General features: G+C 42.0%; 20 protein-coding genes, 2 tRNA genes and 1 pseudogene. 10 read left to right on the top strand and 13 right to left on the bottom strand.

The features are described from left to right. Positions 1–4: 4 nt before the first annotated feature. A complete protein-coding gene (locus N8M09_RS07120) occupies positions 5–1,093 on the top strand; it encodes an AI-2E family transporter (RefSeq protein ID WP_004256071.1) in 1,089 nt (362 codons plus the stop codon). Positions 1,094–1,233: 140 nt separating this feature from the next. Here N8M09_RS07120 and N8M09_RS07115 read toward each other — a convergent pair. The 4 genes from N8M09_RS07115 to N8M09_RS07100 all read right to left on the bottom strand — a co-directional run bounded on the left by N8M09_RS07115 (position 1,234) and on the right by N8M09_RS07100 (position 3,851). Then, positions 1,234–1,306 (bottom strand) — tRNA-Lys (locus N8M09_RS07115). A 62-nt stretch (positions 1,307–1,368) separates the two neighbouring features. Beyond that, on the bottom strand, positions 1,369–1,884 hold the full coding sequence (locus N8M09_RS07110; protein WP_000672739.1) for a DUF308 domain-containing protein: 516 nt from the start codon (positions 1,882–1,884) through the stop codon (positions 1,369–1,371). Positions 1,885–2,243: 359 nt separating this feature from the next. Further along, positions 2,244–2,316 (bottom strand) — tRNA-Lys (locus tag N8M09_RS07105). A 263-nt stretch (positions 2,317–2,579) separates the two neighbouring features. Further along, positions 2,580–3,851, bottom strand: a complete 1,272-nt coding sequence (locus N8M09_RS07100; RefSeq protein ID WP_261064700.1) for a replication-associated recombination protein A — start codon at positions 3,849–3,851, stop codon at positions 2,580–2,582. Between the two features lie 115 nt (positions 3,852–3,966). Here N8M09_RS07100 and N8M09_RS07095 point away from each other — a divergent pair, with 115 nt between their 5' ends. From N8M09_RS07095 to N8M09_RS07065, 7 genes are all read left to right on the top strand, one after another. Beyond that, entirely contained in the window at positions 3,967–4,437 is a 471-nt protein-coding gene (locus N8M09_RS07095; protein ID WP_261064699.1) for a DUF3013 family protein, read from the top strand. Positions 4,438–4,446: 9 nt separating this feature from the next. Further along, a complete protein-coding gene (locus N8M09_RS07090) occupies positions 4,447–4,875 on the top strand; it encodes an NUDIX hydrolase (RefSeq protein ID WP_261064698.1) in 429 nt (142 codons plus the stop codon). Positions 4,876–5,012: 137 nt separating this feature from the next. After that, positions 5,013–5,963, top strand: coding sequence for a 50S ribosomal protein L11 methyltransferase (prmA, locus tag N8M09_RS07085; protein ID WP_261064697.1), 951 nt, complete (start codon positions 5,013–5,015; stop codon positions 5,961–5,963). Between the two features lies 1 nt (position 5,964). After that, on the top strand, positions 5,965–6,708 hold the full coding sequence (locus tag N8M09_RS07080; RefSeq protein WP_261064696.1) for a 16S rRNA (uracil(1498)-N(3))-methyltransferase: 744 nt from the start codon (positions 5,965–5,967) through the stop codon (positions 6,706–6,708). Between the two features lie 10 nt (positions 6,709–6,718). Next, a complete protein-coding gene (gene pepF / locus N8M09_RS07075) occupies positions 6,719–8,515 on the top strand; it encodes an oligoendopeptidase F (protein ID WP_261064695.1) in 1,797 nt (598 codons plus the stop codon). A gap of 246 nt (positions 8,516–8,761) precedes the next feature. After that, complete coding sequence (locus N8M09_RS07070; RefSeq protein WP_261064694.1) at positions 8,762–9,553, top strand: DUF2785 domain-containing protein; 792 nt, start codon at positions 8,762–8,764, stop codon at positions 9,551–9,553. A 94-nt stretch (positions 9,554–9,647) separates the two neighbouring features. Further along, complete coding sequence (locus N8M09_RS07065) at positions 9,648–10,316, top strand: MIP/aquaporin family protein (RefSeq protein ID WP_261064693.1); 669 nt, start codon at positions 9,648–9,650, stop codon at positions 10,314–10,316. A gap of 254 nt (positions 10,317–10,570) precedes the next feature. Here N8M09_RS07065 and queF read toward each other — a convergent pair whose 3' ends face one another. The 7 genes from queF to N8M09_RS07030 all read right to left on the bottom strand — a co-directional run bounded on the left by queF (position 10,571) and on the right by N8M09_RS07030 (position 14,120). Beyond that, complete coding sequence (gene queF / locus N8M09_RS07060; RefSeq protein ID WP_000082579.1) at positions 10,571–11,062, bottom strand: preQ(1) synthase; 492 nt, start codon at positions 11,060–11,062, stop codon at positions 10,571–10,573. 18 nt (positions 11,063–11,080) lie between these two features. After that, on the bottom strand, positions 11,081–11,797 hold the full coding sequence (gene queE, locus N8M09_RS07055) for a 7-carboxy-7-deazaguanine synthase QueE (protein ID WP_261064692.1): 717 nt from the start codon (positions 11,795–11,797) through the stop codon (positions 11,081–11,083). Further along, positions 11,790–12,233 (bottom strand): 6-carboxytetrahydropterin synthase QueD, encoded by a 444-nt coding sequence (queD, locus tag N8M09_RS07050; protein WP_261064691.1) that lies wholly within the window; start codon positions 12,231–12,233, stop codon positions 11,790–11,792. The genes queE and queD overlap by 8 nt, the downstream gene beginning before the upstream one ends. Further along, on the bottom strand, positions 12,233–12,886 hold the full coding sequence (gene queC, locus N8M09_RS07045; RefSeq protein ID WP_261064690.1) for a 7-cyano-7-deazaguanine synthase QueC: 654 nt from the start codon (positions 12,884–12,886) through the stop codon (positions 12,233–12,235). Before queC ends, queD begins: the two co-directional genes overlap by 1 nt. 201 nt (positions 12,887–13,087) lie before the next feature. After that, a complete protein-coding gene (trxA, locus tag N8M09_RS07040; RefSeq protein WP_007517190.1) occupies positions 13,088–13,402 on the bottom strand; it encodes a thioredoxin in 315 nt (104 codons plus the stop codon). Between the two features lie 16 nt (positions 13,403–13,418). Next, entirely contained in the window at positions 13,419–13,640 is a 222-nt protein-coding gene (locus N8M09_RS07035) for a DUF4649 family protein (RefSeq protein ID WP_261064689.1), read from the bottom strand. Between the two features lie 99 nt (positions 13,641–13,739). Then, on the bottom strand, positions 13,740–14,120 hold the full coding sequence (locus tag N8M09_RS07030; RefSeq protein ID WP_033676510.1) for a MarR family winged helix-turn-helix transcriptional regulator: 381 nt from the start codon (positions 14,118–14,120) through the stop codon (positions 13,740–13,742). Between the two features lie 282 nt (positions 14,121–14,402). Here N8M09_RS07030 and N8M09_RS07025 point away from each other — a divergent pair, with 282 nt between their 5' ends. After that, complete coding sequence (locus N8M09_RS07025) at positions 14,403–14,777, top strand: CidA/LrgA family protein (protein WP_000781325.1); 375 nt, start codon at positions 14,403–14,405, stop codon at positions 14,775–14,777. Continuing rightward, entirely contained in the window at positions 14,774–15,469 is a 696-nt protein-coding gene (locus tag N8M09_RS07020) for an LrgB family protein (RefSeq protein WP_001288952.1), read from the top strand. The genes N8M09_RS07025 and N8M09_RS07020 overlap by 4 nt, the downstream gene beginning before the upstream one ends. A 51-nt stretch (positions 15,470–15,520) precedes the next feature. Here the strand turns inward: N8M09_RS07020 and gggC are convergent, their stop codons facing one another. Together gggC and N8M09_RS11245 are read right to left on the bottom strand one after the other, a co-directional pair. Further along, positions 15,521–17,068: a streptosactin export ABC transporter GggC gene (gggC, locus tag N8M09_RS07015; protein ID WP_261064688.1), complete on the bottom strand. Its 1,548-nt coding sequence runs from the start codon at positions 17,066–17,068 to the stop codon at positions 15,521–15,523. A 373-nt stretch (positions 17,069–17,441) separates the two neighbouring features. Then, positions 17,442–17,528, bottom strand: a pseudogene (locus N8M09_RS11245) (tyrosine-type recombinase/integrase); the annotation flags it as partial.

Genomic DNA, 17,528 nt, shown 5'->3' with positions numbered 1-17,528 from the left:
ATTTATGAACTTAGTAAAAAAATACACCCCGTTAATACTTTTTATAGGGCTGGTTGCTCTTGTAATTCTGAATGCATCGAGCTTTATATCAGGAGCAATCTCTCTCTTTGATGTAATATCAACCTTGATTTATGGTGCTGTTATTGCTTTTGTGCTTAATGTTCCTATGAAAAAAATTGAACAGTACTTAGTTAAATTGAAGGTAAAGGCAGAGTTGCGTCGTCCGATTGCCATGGTACTTGTTTTCCTAGCTCTTATCTTAATCGTGATTGCTCTTTTGGTTTTGGTGCTGCCAACCCTAGCCCAGACTATTAGTCAGCTGGGAACAGTCCTTTCAACAGTCCTTACTCAACTTGGGAAATTGCTAGGCAGCTCGGAATTTGTAACCAAAGACATGTTGTCAACTATCGTATCAGGCATACAGGGACAATCTAGTTCTATTAGCCAAGCTTTGATAGGTTTTTTATCAGGTCTGACTAGTAATATCGGCAATATTTTTTCAAGTTTGATGAATGCCTTTTTGATTATAGTCTTCACCTTTTTATTTTTATCCAGTAAGGAACATTTGGCAGCGATGACGAGTCGACTTCTAAAAGTTTTTCTTCCAGAGAAGGTGGTGATAAAGTTGACTTACATTGGACAAGTAGCACTAGAGACTTATGACCAATTTTTGATGAGTCAGCTGATTGAAGCAGTTATCATAGGAGTTATGATAGCGGTTGGTTACAGCGTGTTTGGGATACCCTATGGAGTAATGACAGGTATCTTTGCAGGAGTGCTATCGTTCATTCCTTATGTAGGGCCTATGATTGCTTGTGTTGTGGGAGCGATTTTTATCTTCACAGTGAGTCCTACTCAAGCCTTACTTTCTCTTCTTCTATATCAAGTTATACAGCTGATTGAAGGAAACCTTATTTATCCTAGAGTTGTAGGTCAGTCTATTGGTTTGCCAGCTATTTTCACGCTTGCGGCTGCTAGTATTGGAGGCAATCTCTTTGGCTTACTTGGGATGATATTCTTTACACCGATATTTGCTGTTATCTATCGATTGGTTAAGGAATTTGTCGTTGCAAAGGAAAATCAGCTAGATTAAGAAAAACTAAATTTAATAAGATATACTGAGAAGAGAGTGAGAGATTCTCTTCTCTTTTATTTTTAAATACTTTTCTACAAAAAGCTATTAGACGTTAAAAAAAGCCTTGGTTTCAAGGCTTATTTCTGTTGATTTAGATGTGCCCCCTGCAGGGCTCGAACCTGCGCCCCATAGCTTAAGAGTCTACTGCTCTACCAACTGAGCTAAGGAGGCAACAGAAAAAGCTGAGAATGTAACTTCCCAGCTATTTTAATATGCCCAAAATGGCAGCTAGATTATTTACGAAAGGCATCAAGGATATAGGTGAAACCAACAATTAAAAATGCAAAGGCAACGACATAAACGACAAAGACACTTGTAGCTACTGGATTGAACAAAATCACTAGACCTAGTAAAAATGCAAGCAACGCTATCCACATGATATGGTTGCCAATAATAGGGAAAATCAATCCCAGACGATTGCCTTTAAAGAAAGCTATAATGGCTTCTACAATTAACCAAATTCCTAAAATAGTTGGAATGACAACTGGCAGCGTCACAAAGCCATAGGCAACGAGGTAAAGAGCTAAGAGAAGATTAACAATCCCTTGGAAAAGATGAGCTGGTGAGCGAAGCTCTTTTGGTACAGAGAAATAGCCTAAAATAGCTGCTATAGAAGAAACCAGTAAACCAAATGCAATCCACCAGCTGTAAGCAACAAGATTAGCTACTGGGTTTGTAAATAGGAAAAGTCCTAAAAGGACAAAAACAACTCCTGCAAGGAATAGCAGTAAACGATTAGAAAATTTCATTTCAATACCCCCTATATAGTATAGTATAGTATAGTTTGATAATAAAAATATTATACACCTTTTTAGAGGAAATGTCAATAAACAAAATGGAAAATTTGGAAGTTTCAGTCTGATTTATGAAAAGAAAATCAGTTTTTATTATTTTGAAAATAAAAAGAGAAGATAAAATTTGTCTTCTCTACATGAAAATATTGTATGGAATCAAAGCAAAAGTAACTGGCTTTACACTATTTGTAAAGATGTAATTTGATTCAAAAAGAAAAGATAGATTTAAAATGTGGGACAAATGATGGGGTAAATCAGTTATAGACAAGCAAAAAAAGCCTTGATTTACAAGGCTTTTTCCTGTTGTATTTAGATGCCCCCTACAGGGATCGAACCTGTGACCCACGGATTAAGAGTCCGCTGCTCTGCCAGCTGAGCTAAGGAGGCAAATAAAAAGCTGTATTGGTGCCGAAACTTCACGGTTTGTATTGAACCCGCGCAATTAAGCAGGTGGGCAACTCGCTCTAACTGAAGCTGTTTCCGTGTGAGACGGCCTACATGCTGTTAGAAGACTTTTGTTTCCCTAATAATACAAAAAATAGTCGGTCAACACTTAAGTGTGAAGTCGTACACCACAGCGTTTCTATGTTTATATGATACCACTTTTTCAAAAAAAATCAAGAGGAAAGTGCAATTTTTTGAAAAGGATTTCAGATTTTTCGCAAACGGTCGATAGCTTCCTTTCTTTGAGCCAAAGCCCGTTCATATTTACCAGTATCTTCTGCTTGGAAATAGTGATGATTACGAATTTTTTCTGGCAGATAGTCTTGCTTGACCCAATTTCCAGGATAGTTATGTGGATAGAGATAGTCTTGGGCATTCCCTAGTTCCTTGCTTCCACTGTAGTGCCCATCACGCAAGTGTCGCGGAATAGGCAAGTGCCCTGATGTTTTGAGGTCAGCAAGTGCCTTATCCATAGCTACATAGGCTGAGTTGGATTTTGGAGAAAGGGCCAAATCAATCACGACATTGGCAATGAGAATGCGGGCTTCTGGGAACCCAATCTTCTGGGCAGCATCAAGAGCAGTCACGGTGTGAATCTGGGCTTCAGGATTGGCCAAACCGATATCTTCATAAGCGATAACAGTCAAACGACGAGCGAGACTTGGCAAATCACCAGCCTCAATCAAGCGGGCAGCATAGTGAAGACTGGCATCAACATCTGAGCCACGGATAGACTTTTGCAGGGCTGAGAGAACATCATAGTGGCCATCTCCATCCTTATCCATAGTGATGTAGCTCCGCTGCAGACTATTTTCCATGATGTCTAGAGTGATATGGCGGATGCCCTTGTCATTTTCGGGAGTAGAGAGAACAGCCAAGTCCAGTGAGTTGAAGGCAGAGCGAAGGTCTCCGTTTGTAGAGGTCGCAATGAAATCCAGCGCCTCCTCATCTAGTTCTACTGGAAAATCAAAACCACGCTCAGGGTTACTTAGAGCTATCTGCAGGGCCTCTTTGACGTCTTGGTTAGACAGAGGTTCCAACTCAAAAATTTGAACACGGCTACGAATGGCAGGAGTGACAGAAAAGAAAGGATTTTCAGTCGTAGCGCCAATCATGATGACCAGACCACTTTCCAAGAGAGGCAAGAGGAAGTCTTGCTTGGTTTTATCTAGTCTATGAATCTCGTCTAGTAATAGGACGAGACCACCAGAGAATTTAGCCTCTTCCGCAATTTCTTGCAATCGCTTTTTACTATCAACTGTCGCATTGAAAGTTCGAAAGGCATACTTTGTTGTTCCAGCGATGGCAGAGGCAATACTGGTCTTGCCGATTCCTGGAGGTCCATAGAGAATCATGGAGGACAGGCGATTGGCTTCCACCATGCGGCGGATGATTTTTCCAGGTCCGACCAGATGTTCCTGACCGATGACCTGGTCGATGGTTTTAGGGCGCATGCGAAGCGCGAGATTGTCTGGCATAGCAGTCCTTTCTAACGTGGATTTTCTGATGTATATGTGGTAAGATGGTAGTATCTATTTTAGCATATTTCCGAGCAATCGGGGCGATTTAAGAGTCGCATAGAAAGAGGACAAAATGGCAACATATGGATTTTTAGATGTTTTAGAGGAAGAGTTGGAGAAGAATTTTCCCTTTGACTTTGAGATTAGTTGGGACAAGCGTAACCACGCGGTTGAAGTGAGTTTTCTATTGGAAGCGCAAAACGCTGCAGGTGTGGAGATGGTAGATGAAGACGGAGAGGTTTCGTCAGATGACATTCTCTTTGAAGAAGCAGTCCTTTTCTACAACCCTGCTAAGTCAACAGTCAATGAGGAAGACTATTTGACTGTCATTCCTTACCTACCTAAAAAAGGATTCTCTCGCGAATTTTTGGCCTATTTCGTCCTTTTCCTTAAAGATACTGCCGAGGTTGGGCTGGATGCCCTCATGGACTTTTTGGAAGACCCAGAAGCAGAGGAATTCGTCATGGAATGGAACCAAGAAGTCTTTGAAGAAGGAAAAGTTGGCTTGGAAGAAGGAGAGTTTTATCCTTATCCGAGATATTAGGAGTTTGACATGGACATAGAGATTTCTGATTTCACAGGCTGTAAGATTGCTTTGTTTTGTGGGGATAGGCTCTTGACTATCTTACGCGATGATAAGGCGAGCATTCCCTGGCCCAATATGTGGGAACTGCCCGGTGGTGGACGTGAAGGCGATGAAAGTCCTTTTGAGTGTGTAGCGCGTGAAGTTTATGAAGAACTGGGAATTCATCTAACTGAAGATTGTCTGCTTTGGAGTAAGGTTTACCCAAGTATGCTTTTTGCAGATAAACAATCTGTATTTCTAGTTGGCAAGTTGGCTCAGGACCAATTTGACAAGATTGTCTTTGGAGATGAAGGACAGGGCTATCAGTTGATGAATGTCGAGGAATTTTTGACATCCAGTCAAGTAGTTCCGCAGTTGCAAGAGAGATTAAAAGATTATTTAAAAGTAAGTGATTAGAAAGGATAGTTCAGTTACATTTCTAAACTGAACCCGCCCAAAACACTGTGCCAAAAAGATAAACTTTTCTTAGACACAAGCGTCTTCAGAGAATTTCCTATTTTGGCTTTTTGTTTTACGGGCTTGGTATCTTAAATATGGAAACATGGCAAGAGTTAAAAGTTACAGTGAAGCGTGAGGGAGAGGAATTGGTTTCCAATCTCTTGATTGAGTTGGGAGCGCAAGGTGTTGCGATTGAAGATAGCATGGACTATGTGGGAAATGTCGACCGCTTCGGCGAGATTTTCCCAGAGGTTGAGCAGCAAGAAGAAATCGTTGTGACAGCCTACTACCCTGACACGGTGGATGTAGCAGTGGTTGAGGCGGATTTGCAGGCTCGCTTAGCAGAATTGACAGACTTTATGGATTTGGGTGAGGTCAAAATGGGGACCACTGCCTTGGCTGAGGAAGACTGGGCGGACAATTGGAAGAAATACTATGAGCCAGCTCGAATTACTCATGACTTAACTATCGTGCCTTCTTGGACAGACTATGAGGCGACTGCTGGGGAAAAGATTATCAAGCTGGATCCTGGGATGGCCTTCGGGACAGGAACCCACCCAACTACCAAGATGAGCCTTTTTGCCTTGGAACAGGTTCTTCGTGGTGGTGAAACGGTGCTGGATGTGGGGACTGGTTCAGGGGTTCTCTCTATTGCCAGCTCGCTGCTTGGTGCCAAGGAAATCTTTGCCTACGACCTGGATGATGTAGCAGTTAGAGTTGCTCAGGAAAATATTGAGCTAAACCCTGGTATGGAAAACATCCATGTAGCAGCAGGTGATTTGCTTAAGGGTGTTGAGATTGAGGCAGATGTGATTGTAGCTAATATCTTGGCGGATATCCTCGTTCATCTGACGGATGATGCTTATCGCTTGGTCAAGGATGAAGGCTACCTCATCATGAGTGGCATTATCAAGGACAAGTGGGACATGGTGCGCGAGTCGGCTGAGTCAGCTGGATTTTTCCTTGAAACCCACATGATTCAAGGGGAATGGAATGCCTGTGTCTTTAAGAAAACCAAGGATATTTCAGGTGTGATTGGAGGCTAGCATGCAGCAGTATTTTGTCAAAGGCAGTGCTATCTCTCCTGTCACCATCGAGGACAAGGAAACCAGCAAGCATATGTTTCAGGTTATGCGCTTGAAAGAAGATGATGAGGTTACTTTGGTCTTTGATGATGGAATTAAGCGCTTGGCGCGTGTGCTGGATGTGGAAAATCGTCAGTTTGAATTGGTTGAGGAACTAGCTGACAATGTGGAACTACCAGTCCAAGCGACCATCGCATCCGGCTTCCCCAAGGGAGACAAGCTGGAGTTTATCGCTCAAAAAGTGACGGAACTGGGTGCCAGTCAAATCTGGGCCTTTCCTGCCGATTGGTCAGTTGCCAAATGGGATGGCAAGAAATTGGGTAAAAAGGTTGAAAAACTAGAAAAAATTGCCCTTGGAGCAGCAGAACAAAGCAAGCGCAATATTGTACCAAGTATTCAGCTTTTTGAGAAGAAAGCAGATTTTCTAGCCCAACTTGACCAATTCGACCGCATCGTAGTAGCCTATGAAGAGTCGGCCAAGGAAGGAGAAGCCGCTGCGCTCTTACAAGCGGTCTCTGGTCTTGAAAAAGGAGCCAAACTGCTCTTTATCTTTGGTCCAGAAGGTGGTCTATCACCTGCAGAAATCGAAAGTTTTGAAGCTAAAGGAGCCGTTTTGGCAGGCCTAGGTCCTCGCATTTTGCGAGCAGAAACAGCACCACTTTACGCCTTATCAGCCCTTAGTGTTTTATTAGAATTAGAGAAATAAGAGGAAGAAAATGAAACAAAAACACCGTTCAGAATTTCCAGAGAAGGAACTTTGGGATTTAACAGCCCTATACCAAGACCGTGAGGATTTCTTGCGTGCAATCGAGAAAGCTCGCGAAGATATCAATCAATTTAGCCGTGATTACAAGGGTAATCTTCATACTTTTGAGGATTTTGAAAAGGCCTTTGCGGAATTGGAACAAATCTACATCCAGATGAGCCATATTGGCAACTATGGCTTTATGCCTCAGACGACAGACTATAGCAATGAAGAGTTTGCTGATATTGCCCAAGCTGGGATGGAATTTGAAACGGATGCCAGCGTAGCTTTGACCTTCTTTGATGATGCCTTGGTGGCTGCAGACGAGGAAGTCTTGGACCGTTTGGGTGAATTGCCTCACTTGACGGCAGCTATTCGTCAGGCCAAAATTAAAAAAGCCCACTATCTAGGGGCAGATGTGGAGAAGGCCTTGACCAATCTGGGTGAAGTTTTCTACAGTCCGCAGGATATTTACACTAAGATGCGAGCTGGAGATTTTGAAATGGCAGACTTTGAAGTCAATGGCAAGACCTACAAAAACAGCTTTGTCACCTATGAGAATTTCTACCAAAACCACGAGGATGCTGAAGTTCGTGAGAAATCCTTCCGTTCCTTCTCAGAGGGACTTCGTAAGCACCAAAATACGGCTGCGGCAGCCTATCTAGCCCAAGTCAAGTCTGAAAAACTCTTGGCAGATATGAAGGGCTATGACTCCGTCTTTGATTATCTTCTGGCTGAACAAGAAGTGGATCGTGCTATGTTTGATCGCCAGATTGACCTCATCATGAAGGATTTTGCGCTGGTTGCTCAGAGATACCTCAAGCATGTTGCCAAGGTAAATGGTCTTGAAAAGATGACCTTTGCAGACTGGAAATTGGACTTGGACAGCGCCCTCAATCCTGAAGTGACCATTGACGACGCCTATGATTTGGTCATGAAGTCGGTAGAACCTTTGGGGAAAGAATATTGTCAGGAAGTTGCTCGCTATCAAGAAGAGCGCTGGGTGGACTTCGCTGCCAATAGCGGCAAGGATTCTGGTGGTTATGCGGCGGATCCATATCGCGTGCACCCTTATGTCCTCATGAGTTGGACTGGTCGTTTAAGCGATGTCTATACCTTGATTCATGAAATCGGGCATTCTGGTCAATTCATCTTTTCTGACAATCACCAAAGCTACTTCAACGCCCACATGTCAACCTACTATGTTGAGGCTCCATCAACCTTCAATGAGTTGCTTTTAAGTGACTACTTGGAGCACCAATCTGACGACCCGCGTCAAAAACGCTTCGCTCTTGCCCACCGCTTGACAGATACCTACTTCCATAATTTCATCACTCACCTCTTGGAAGCAGCCTTCCAGCGTAAGGTGTATACATTGATTGAAGAAGGGGAGACCTTCGGAGCAAGCAAGCTCAACAGCATTATGAAGGAAGTCTTGACAGACTTCTGGGGAGATGCCATTGAAATTGACGACGATGCGGCTCTGACTTGGATGCGCCAAGCTCACTACTACATGGGCTTGTATAGTTACACCTACTCAGCTGGACTAGTCATCTCGACTGCTGGTTATCTTCATCTGAAACATTCAGAAACCGGAGCTGAAGACTGGCTCAATCTCCTCAAATCAGGTGGTAGTAAGACACCGCTTGAGTCAGCCATGATTATCGGAGCTGATATTTCAACCGATAAACCACTCCGTGATACCATCCAGTTCTTGTCAGACACAGTTGACCAGATTATTGCCTACAGTGCCCAGTTGGGAGAGTAGAGGAATAGAAATGTTGTTCTAGAATGATGTTTATGGGCTTGTTAAGCGTCATTATAATTGGATTGGCTGTAGCTATTTTCAAACACGCCGTTGAAGGCCGTGATGTTAAATTTGAACTTGTTGTAGAGTTGATATTGATCCTTATTTACTTCATTTTTTATCAGATTGTATTTAATTGAGAATTCAATATTAAGTCATTTAAGGCTGGCTTTTTGAACAGCTGCTAGAAATGTAGAGGTATTGACCATGTATCAAGAGTTACTAAGAAAAATAGCAGAAGAAAAACCAAGATATCATCAGGAGGAAATCCAGTGGTTGCTTGACCATTTGGGAGATCCTTCTCCAGAAATTCGCGATGACCTTGTTTTTACAAGCTTTGCTAGAGGGATTCAGGAAGAGCTATTTACACAGGAACAATTTCAGTTCATTGCTGAGGTGGTCTCAGCTGATGGAGGACTAGATAAAGAGATTGATATGGTAGGTCTGCCAACACTTGAACGTTCTTTTAGGGCACTTGTTTATGCAAATCTCTTGTCTGCAGATGCTAACCAGCAATCGGGTTTTTATCAGGGATTAAAAGCAGAAATTCGCAATGTCCTTTTAAATCAAGGTTTGCACTATCTTTCAAAAGAAAAAGACACGACAGGTTTTTCAAGTCAGTATGGTTGGGTTCACGCTTTTGCACACGGAGCCGATTTACTGACAGAGGTAGTTTGTCATCCAGACTTTCCTAAAAACAGAGTTCATGAAGTATTTGACATACTTGGCCAATTATTTAAAAGAATTGCCATTCGTTATACAGATGATGAGGATTGGCGTTTAGCCAGAGTACTTTATGAACCGATTTTACAAGGGAAGTTAGCGCAAGAACAAGTAGCTTCTTGGATAAAAACTGTTGATTTTCCGATAGAAGAAAGGGAAGATTTTTACAAATTTTCCAACTTTAGATCCTGCCTGTTGGAAGTCTATGTCCAACTTGACCAGAGAAATAGTTTACAAGATGACTTGAAAGAAGCTATCCAATCTTTTCAATACTAAGAAAAAGCGAGTCAGATTTTCCAATCAATTTTCTTGAAACCCTTTCCCTCTTTTGATAGACTAGTATCTAGTTTTTGAAAAAAGGAGAAAGAAAATGAAAAAATTTGTTGCTGAATTAATCGGTACTTTCATGCTTGTGTTCGTTGGGACAGGAGCTGTTGTTTTTGGAAATGGTCTTGATGGCCTAGGTCACCTTGGAATCGCCTTTGCCTTTGGTTTAGCCATCGTGGTTGCTGCTTACTCAATCGGAACTGTTTCAGGTGCTCACTTGAACCCAGCAGTTTCGATTGCTATGTTTGTAAACAAACGTTTGACATCAAAAGAGCTTGTCAACTACATCCTTGGGCAAGTTGTTGGAGCTTTCATCGCTTCTGGCGCTGTCTTCTTCCTCTTGGCGAATTCAGGTATGTCAACTGCTAGCCTTGGTGAAAATGCCTTGGCAAACGGTGTCACTGTCTTTGGTGGTTTCTTATTTGAAGTTATCGCAACTTTCTTGTTTGTCTTGGTTATCATGACCGTGACTTCAGAAAGCAAGGGCAATGGCGCGATTGCTGGTTTGGTAATTGGTTTGTCATTGATGGCCATGATCCTTGTTGGCTTAAACATTACTGGCCTTTCAGTAAATCCAGCTCGTAGCTTGGCACCTGCTGTCTTGGTAGGTGGTGCAGCCCTTCAACAAGTATGGATTTTCATCCTTGCCCCAATCGTTGGTGGTATTCTTGCAGCACTGGTTGCTAAAAATTTCCTTGGAACAGAAGAATAATTGAAACACAAAAAGCCTTGCTCCTCGTTTTGAGGAACAGGGCTTTTTTGTATTATACTCTTCGAAAATCTCTTCAAACCACGTCAGCTTTGCCTTGCCGTAGATATGGTCACTGACTTCGTCAGTTCTATCCACAACCTCAAAACAGTGTTTTGAGCTGACTTCGTCAGTCTTATCTATAACCTCAAAGCATTGCTTTGAGCAACCTGAGGCTAGCTTCCTAGTTTGCTCTTTGATTTTCATTGAGTATGAGTTTAGCGGTTGTCAATTTTCTCTGGATAGAGGTCGTGTTGGAAGAGGCGTTGTTCTGCCAAGCCTTCATACTTAGTTCCTGGTTTACCATAGTTGTAGTAAGGGTCAATTGAAATGCCACCGCGCGGAGTGAATTTTCCCCAGACTTCTAAATAGCGAGGGTCTAGCAAGTTGACCAAGTCTTTCCCGATGGTATTGATACAGTTTTCGTGGAAATCCCCATGATTTCGGTAGCTAAAGAGGTAGAGTTTGAGGGATTTTGACTCGACGCAGAGCTTGTCAGGAATGTAGGAAATATAAATGGTCGCAAAGTCTGGCTGAGCAGTGATTGGACACAGTGAGGTAAATTCAGGACAGTTGAATTTGATGAAATAGTCGTTCTCCACATGACGGTTGTCAAAGGATTCGAGGACTTCTGGTTGATAGTCAAAAATATAGTTGGTTTCTTTGTTGCCGAGGAGGCTTAGGTTTTTCATTTCTTCTTGTTGTGACATAATTTTTTCTTTCTAATCTTAAACACCACGTTGGTTATCGTAGAGGAGGGTATGGAGTTGAGGAAGGACGCGGACATTGCCCCAGCTATCGTCAGCAGCGATGCGTTCCCAGAGTTCTTTGAGACGGTCCAGTTGGTCTTGGACAATATTGCCTGTAGCCTTGGGCTCAGGATTTCCTGCTGATAAGAAGAGAACATCTGGTTGGTAGCGTTCTTGAATCCCTTTGGCAAAGGCTAAATCGGCATCATCAAAGATAGGGATTTTAAAGGTGACCTTGTCTGGATCCAGTTGGGAAACGATAAAGTCTAAAGTCTCGAAATTGACTTCCATCTTAGATGAAGGAGGTTTGGGACTCAGAGTGACCTGGTCGATGTCTTTTAACCAATTTTGCCAGCGGGAGCCTTGAGTTTCAACAGCAAGGGTGACACCACGTTCCTTGAGCTTGGTGACCAGTTGAGCCATGTTGGCTGCTAGGATAGCGGGATTTCCGCCAGACAAGGTAACGTAGTCGTAGCTCCCCAATTTATCCAAGGCAGCAATGACCTCGTCAGCAGTCATGCGAGTAGGTTTCTCAGAACCATCCCAAGTAAAGGCAGAGTCGCACCAGTCGCAGTGGTAGTCGCAACCGGCAGTGCGGACAAACATGGTTTTCTGCCCGATAGCACGGCCTTCACCTTGAAAGGTTGGGCCAAAAATTTCCAGAACTGGTAGTTTGAGGACACGCTCCCTAGTCATCTAACCACTCCCGTCTAAACTCTGCAAAGGCCGTAGGAGTCTCATAGAGGCGAACGTATTCCAAACGGAGACCGCGTTCATCTGGCAACTCTTGACTCATGGTTTGGAAAATCCAGTAAACCATATTTTCAGCAGTCGTGTTCATATAAGGCAGGGTTTCATTGAGATAGCGATGATCCAGATGGGGCTCTAAGTAGTTCTTGTAGATGGCTTTGATGTCTCCGAAATCGTAGGTCATGCCCCGCTCATCTAAAAATCCACTGACAGCAATCTGCAGATGATAGGTGTGGCCATGAAGGGATTTGCATTTTCCTTCATAGTGAAAGAGGTGGTGGGCAGCATCAAAGGTAAACTCTTTTGATACCAAGGTTCTGTAAGGATTGTAGATAAGCGACTCCCCAGTTTCCTGTTTGATTTCTTTGGGTGCAAAAAACATTAGCTCTCTCCTTTCTGTGAGAGATAAACATCTAGACCATGTTGACGTAGGTGGCAGGCTGGGCAATCTCCACAGCCGCTTCCGATAATCCCATTGTAGCAGGTTAAGGTCTTTTCACGAACATAGTCAAAGGCATCGAGTTGGTCAGCTAATTCCCAAGTTTCAGCCTTGTCCAGCCACATGAGAGGCGTTTGGATAACAAAGTCGTAATCCATGGCAAGGTTGAGAGTAACATTGAGAGATTTGACAAAGACATCTCGACAATCGGGGTAGCCTGAGAAGTCTGTCTCGCAGACACCTGTCACGATGTCTTTAATGCCTCGTTGCTTGGCAAGAACTGCCGCAAAGGACAGAAAGAGGTGGTTGCGACCGTCAACGAAGGTATTGGGAACTTCTCCCTCTTTTTGCTCAATCTCCAGATCAGAGGTCAAGGCATTTTCAGTGATTTGTCCCAGCAGAGACATATCCAAGATGTGATGACGAATGCCTTGTTCCTTAGCGATTTCTTCAGCAACTTGAATTTCGAGATGATGGCGTTGGCCGTAGGCAAAGGTGACAGCTTCGACAGTTTCATAGTGTTCTTTAGCCCAAAAGAGGCAGGTTGTGGAATCTTGACCGCCACTAAAGACGACCAAGGCTGATTGACGTTTCATAGTACTCCTTCCAAAATGCGAAATGTTCAGAGCACGCAAAAAGCTCCCATGAGGGAGCTAAAAAATACCAAGTCAAGGTTTTTTTTAGCGATGGCATGTCCCAAACATCGTAATATTCTACTTACAGTCTAGCATATTTTTTGAAAAATGGCAAAGGGCAAGAAAAAAGAGACCAAAGCAAGTACTTGGTCTCTCGTTTGATTAGCTCAATTCAGCAACGATAGCCTTGATTTGTTCTGCTGTGTGAACACCAGCAACTTGTTTCACAACTTGGCCGTCTTTTTTGAAGAGAAGAGTTGGGATAGACATGATTCCAAAAACACGAGCTGTGTTTGGATTTTCATCAACGTCCATTTTAACGATTTTCAAGACATCTTCTGAAAGTTCTTCAGACAATTTGTCCAAGATTGGACCTTGCATACGACATGGACCACACCAAGTTGCCCAAAAGTCTACCAAGACCAAACCGTCTTTAGTTTCTTGTTCGAATGTTGCATCTGTAATTGCTTTTGCCATTGTATTTCTCCTTTTTTTAGTTATATTGGCTTAAATCTTGTTTCATGAGATAGAAGAAGACATCTCCGTAAGTCCCATGGTAGTCCAAATTATGACCGTTATAAGTCAATTTTTGGACAGGGTAGTAGTCTGCGACGCCGATAAGGCAAGCTTGTTGCGAACGATCAAAGTCTTCATAAGAATCGAAGGTTACAGTTCTTTCGTTCTTGCTGGCATCTAGATAGGTAATTTCAATCATATTTAAAACTCCTTTGTTTAATGATGACTTTATTTTACTCCTTGTAAAAGAGAATGTCAAGAAAAATGATTGCGCACGCAACTTTTTTTAAAAATCATCTTAAATCAAGAAATCTAAACCAGTTTCCAAGCTTTCTTCGACAGCTTTTTGTAGAGTGGCCAGTGTCTTTTGCCCATCACCTGTCAGGCAGATAAAGCTAGAGCGCCTATCTTGATCACAACATCTGCGACTAAGTAGACCGCAATTTTTGGCTTCCAAGCGAGCCACCATCCGAGAAACAGCGCTCGGGCTCAGATGAAGTTTATCTGGCAGGTCAATCTGGCGTAGAGATTTTTCTTGAGCCAAGTCCAGATAGTAGAGCAGGTAGAACTCTTTCAAGGTCAGACTTTGCTCGCTCTGCTGGGCAATTGTCTCTTCCAAGAGACTTTCAATTTCTTTCTGACGCCGATTGAAGTCAAACCATTTTTCCAAATAGGTCATAGTATCTCCTTTCTTTTTAGAGTTATAAATAGAAGAAAGTCCATTTACGGACAGTCTCTATATCACAAGATGATTGCGCATGCAATAATTATACTACTTTTCAAAAGAGCTGGCAAGAAAGACGCAGGCATCCTTTATCCTAAATCATGCCTGTTTTCACAAGTCAAGAATTGTTTGTATCCCCTTTCCTCTCTAATTTTTAATGACTCTTGTGCATTTCCTTGAAATTTTCTGAAAAAAGAGTAAACTGGTATGCAAGAAGTCTATTTCGTGGAGTATAGGATGAAATTATATGTTCAATTAATGATTCTCTTTGTGATTTCTCTAATCGGAGAGGGAATCTCTAGTTTCTTTCATTTGCCCATCCCAGGCAGTATTATCGGTTTGATTATTCTTTTTCTAGCCCTACAATTCAAGTGGCTGAGAACAAGGCATGTCAACATGGTCGGGAATTTCTTGCTGGCCAATATGACCATTCTCTTTTTACCACCAGCAGTGGGAATTATGGAAAAGTTTGATGTGATTGCTCCCTATCTTTTGCCAATTGTTTTGATTGTCTTTTTTGCGGCTGTTATTAATATTATCCTTATTGCCTTGGTGGTTCAGTTTATCAAGAGACGATTTGAGGGAGATTATGAGAAAGGAGATGCCAAATGAGTGAATTTGTTTCTAATCCCCTGTTCGGGCTTGCCCTGTCTATCCTAGCTTATCTAGTGGGAATGCTGATTTACAGACGTTTTCCTCATCCATTGACAACGCCCTTGCTTTTGTCAGCTGTTTTCATTATTATCTTTCTAAAGGTGACGGGGATTTCTTACCAAGATTACTACCAAGGTGGGGTTTATCTGAATAACTTGATTGTCCCATCGACCGTGGCTCTAGGGATTCCGCTTTACAAGAGTTTTCACTTGATGAAGCACCATGCTCGTAGTATTCTCTTTGGAAGTCTGTTAGCTGTAGTGGTTAATACCTCTTTCACAGCCCTTGTGGCTAAAATCTTTGGCATGGACTTTTTCCTAGCCATTTCTCTCTTTCCTAAGTCAGTGACAACCGCTATGGCAGTGGGAATTACAGAAAAATTGCAAGGCTTGACCACCGTGACCTTGGTTGTTGTAGTGGCGACTGGGATTTTAACCAGTGTTATCGGACCAACCCTTTTGAAGTGGTTGAAAATTGACGATCCAGTAGCAGTTGGGCTTTCCCTCGGTGGAACAGGCCATGCAGTCGGAACAGGAACAGCCTTTCGATACGGTTCTGTAGCAGGAGCTATGGGTGGCTTGGCTATCGGTGTTACCGGTATTCTCTATGTCTTTGTCAGTCCTATTGTAGCCAGTTTGATATTGAGTTAAAAAGCAAGGAATTTGGGTTCCTTGCTTTTTAAAATCGTATTTTATAGACTATCACTTTTCTTTGCTTAGGAGAATGACTTGGTCATAGTGTTTTAAGTCTTCTTCTGTGTAGTGGTGAATGACTTCAATAACTGTTTGAGGTAGGGAGAAGAGCAATTCACTAATCTTTCTGCTATTTTCCAAGTCAAGATTGGCCTTAATCTCATCGGCTAAGATGAGTTGGCTATCATGGTAGAGGGCGCGAGCGATTTCTAGGCGTTGTTTCTCGCCACCAGACAGACTATCTCTGCTGAGCGTTCGATTTTTCAAATGTTCTAATCCTGTTTTTTTGAGGATATGGGTTAAACGTTCCTCCTTTTTATCCAGTCCTAGAAGGATATTGTCTTCCAGAGATAGCGTGTCAAAGTAATGGCTATCTTGGAGGATATAGGAACTAAAGCTTGTGATTTCTTTACGTGACAGGTTTTGACCAGCAAAGCTAATCTGTCCACTTGTCGGTATCTCTTCTCCATGAATGATATTGAGTAGTGTCGTCTTACCAGAGCCACTTTCCCCGATAATGGCGATTTTTTCTCCTTGCTTGATGTGCATGGAAATCGGAGACAGGAGGCTATTTCCCTCTTTTTCTAGGGAGATGCTGTCAAGTTGGATAGGGAAAATATTTTCTATGTTTCTAGGCGAGATGGAGTCAGACTGGCTCAAAAGTTTTTGGTATTTGTTGAGAAGAGTTCGAGTCGCTTTTCGGGTGTTGGTAAAGTAAGCCAACTCTTGGAATTGATAGCCGATATTATGGGAAACAAGATAGATAGCCACAAAACTCGCCGCATCTAAATAATTATAGTAGGTCATAAAGCCACCGATTACGATAGGTGTGACGGAACAAAAGGCATCGATGCTATTGATCAAGAGACTGTTTAAAGTGCGTTGCTTTTCATAGTTGATTTCGGCATCCAGACTGGTTTGTAATTGCTTTTGGTAGCGAACAAAAAAGAAGTCTTGTCCCTGATAATGGCGAATTTGTTGGCTACCGCCAATAAAATTTGTCAAGCTTGATAAGTAGCTCTGGTTAATAGTTGACCGCTTTTCAGAAAGTGAATCCAAGCGCTTGGATCCGATAGCACTGCAGAGGACAGGAAAGGAGTAGAAGAGGATGAAAATCAAGCCCAGATAAAAGTTGGTCCACAGGGCATAGAGAATGGACACAGTGGTGAAGCCAAGAGAAGACATAATGATAACCGTTGGCTCAATATAGCTTTCTTCTAGTTGCTTGACGTCGTTTTCTAGGTCGGACAAAATATCCTTTTCATCAATCTCATAACTATTTAAAAACCGTTTGAAAATAGCACTCTTGATTCCATATTTGAAATCAGTAATCAGACGGGCGTAGTAATAGCGTTTTCCAGCCAAGCCTAGCAAGAGGATGAGATTACCAAGGATTCCTAAAATCAAAACTTTCCAAAGAAGGCCTAGTTCTTGATTGGTAAAACTAGCAACAATGTTCTGAACAAGGGCTGGCGTGATAATCGCTTCCAGCCAAGTAATGCCAATAGAAAAGAAGTAAAGTAAGAGGTGGTTCTTAGTAACAAATCTTCTCAGCATAAAGACTTGATCTCCTTATTGATATACATGTAATTAGTTTTAAAGTTATTATACTCCTTTTTATTAAATACTTCATATAAAAATGAGAGGTATCATGTCTAGCTCTACAAGTAACTGAAAATTGTATTAAACCTTCGAGGAGATATGGTTTTAAAACATAAAACAATTGTTACTCTAAAAGTTTTTAAAGTTGGGATATGAAACAGATTGAATCTATAATAGTACACTGCGGTTGCTAAAACATTTCTAGAAATTAATTTGACTACCCTAATATATTTTTGCATATTTTGTTTCAATATACTATACTATCAATGCTTATTAGGATATAGTAAAACAATTATAAATATATGAAACAAGTGTGTTTAATGAGTGTTCATTTTTTATCAGAATGAATCGCTGATACAGGATTAAAAGAACTAAGTATTTCTTTTTGTTTTGAATGAGATACGTGAGTATAGAT

The sequence above is a fragment of the Streptococcus mitis genome (assembly GCF_946190375.1).
Lineage (GTDB): Bacteria > Bacillota > Bacilli > Lactobacillales > Streptococcaceae > Streptococcus > Streptococcus mitis_CJ.
Note: the sequence above shows the minus strand (reverse complement) of the source record. Positions and strands in the feature narration are given on the sequence as shown.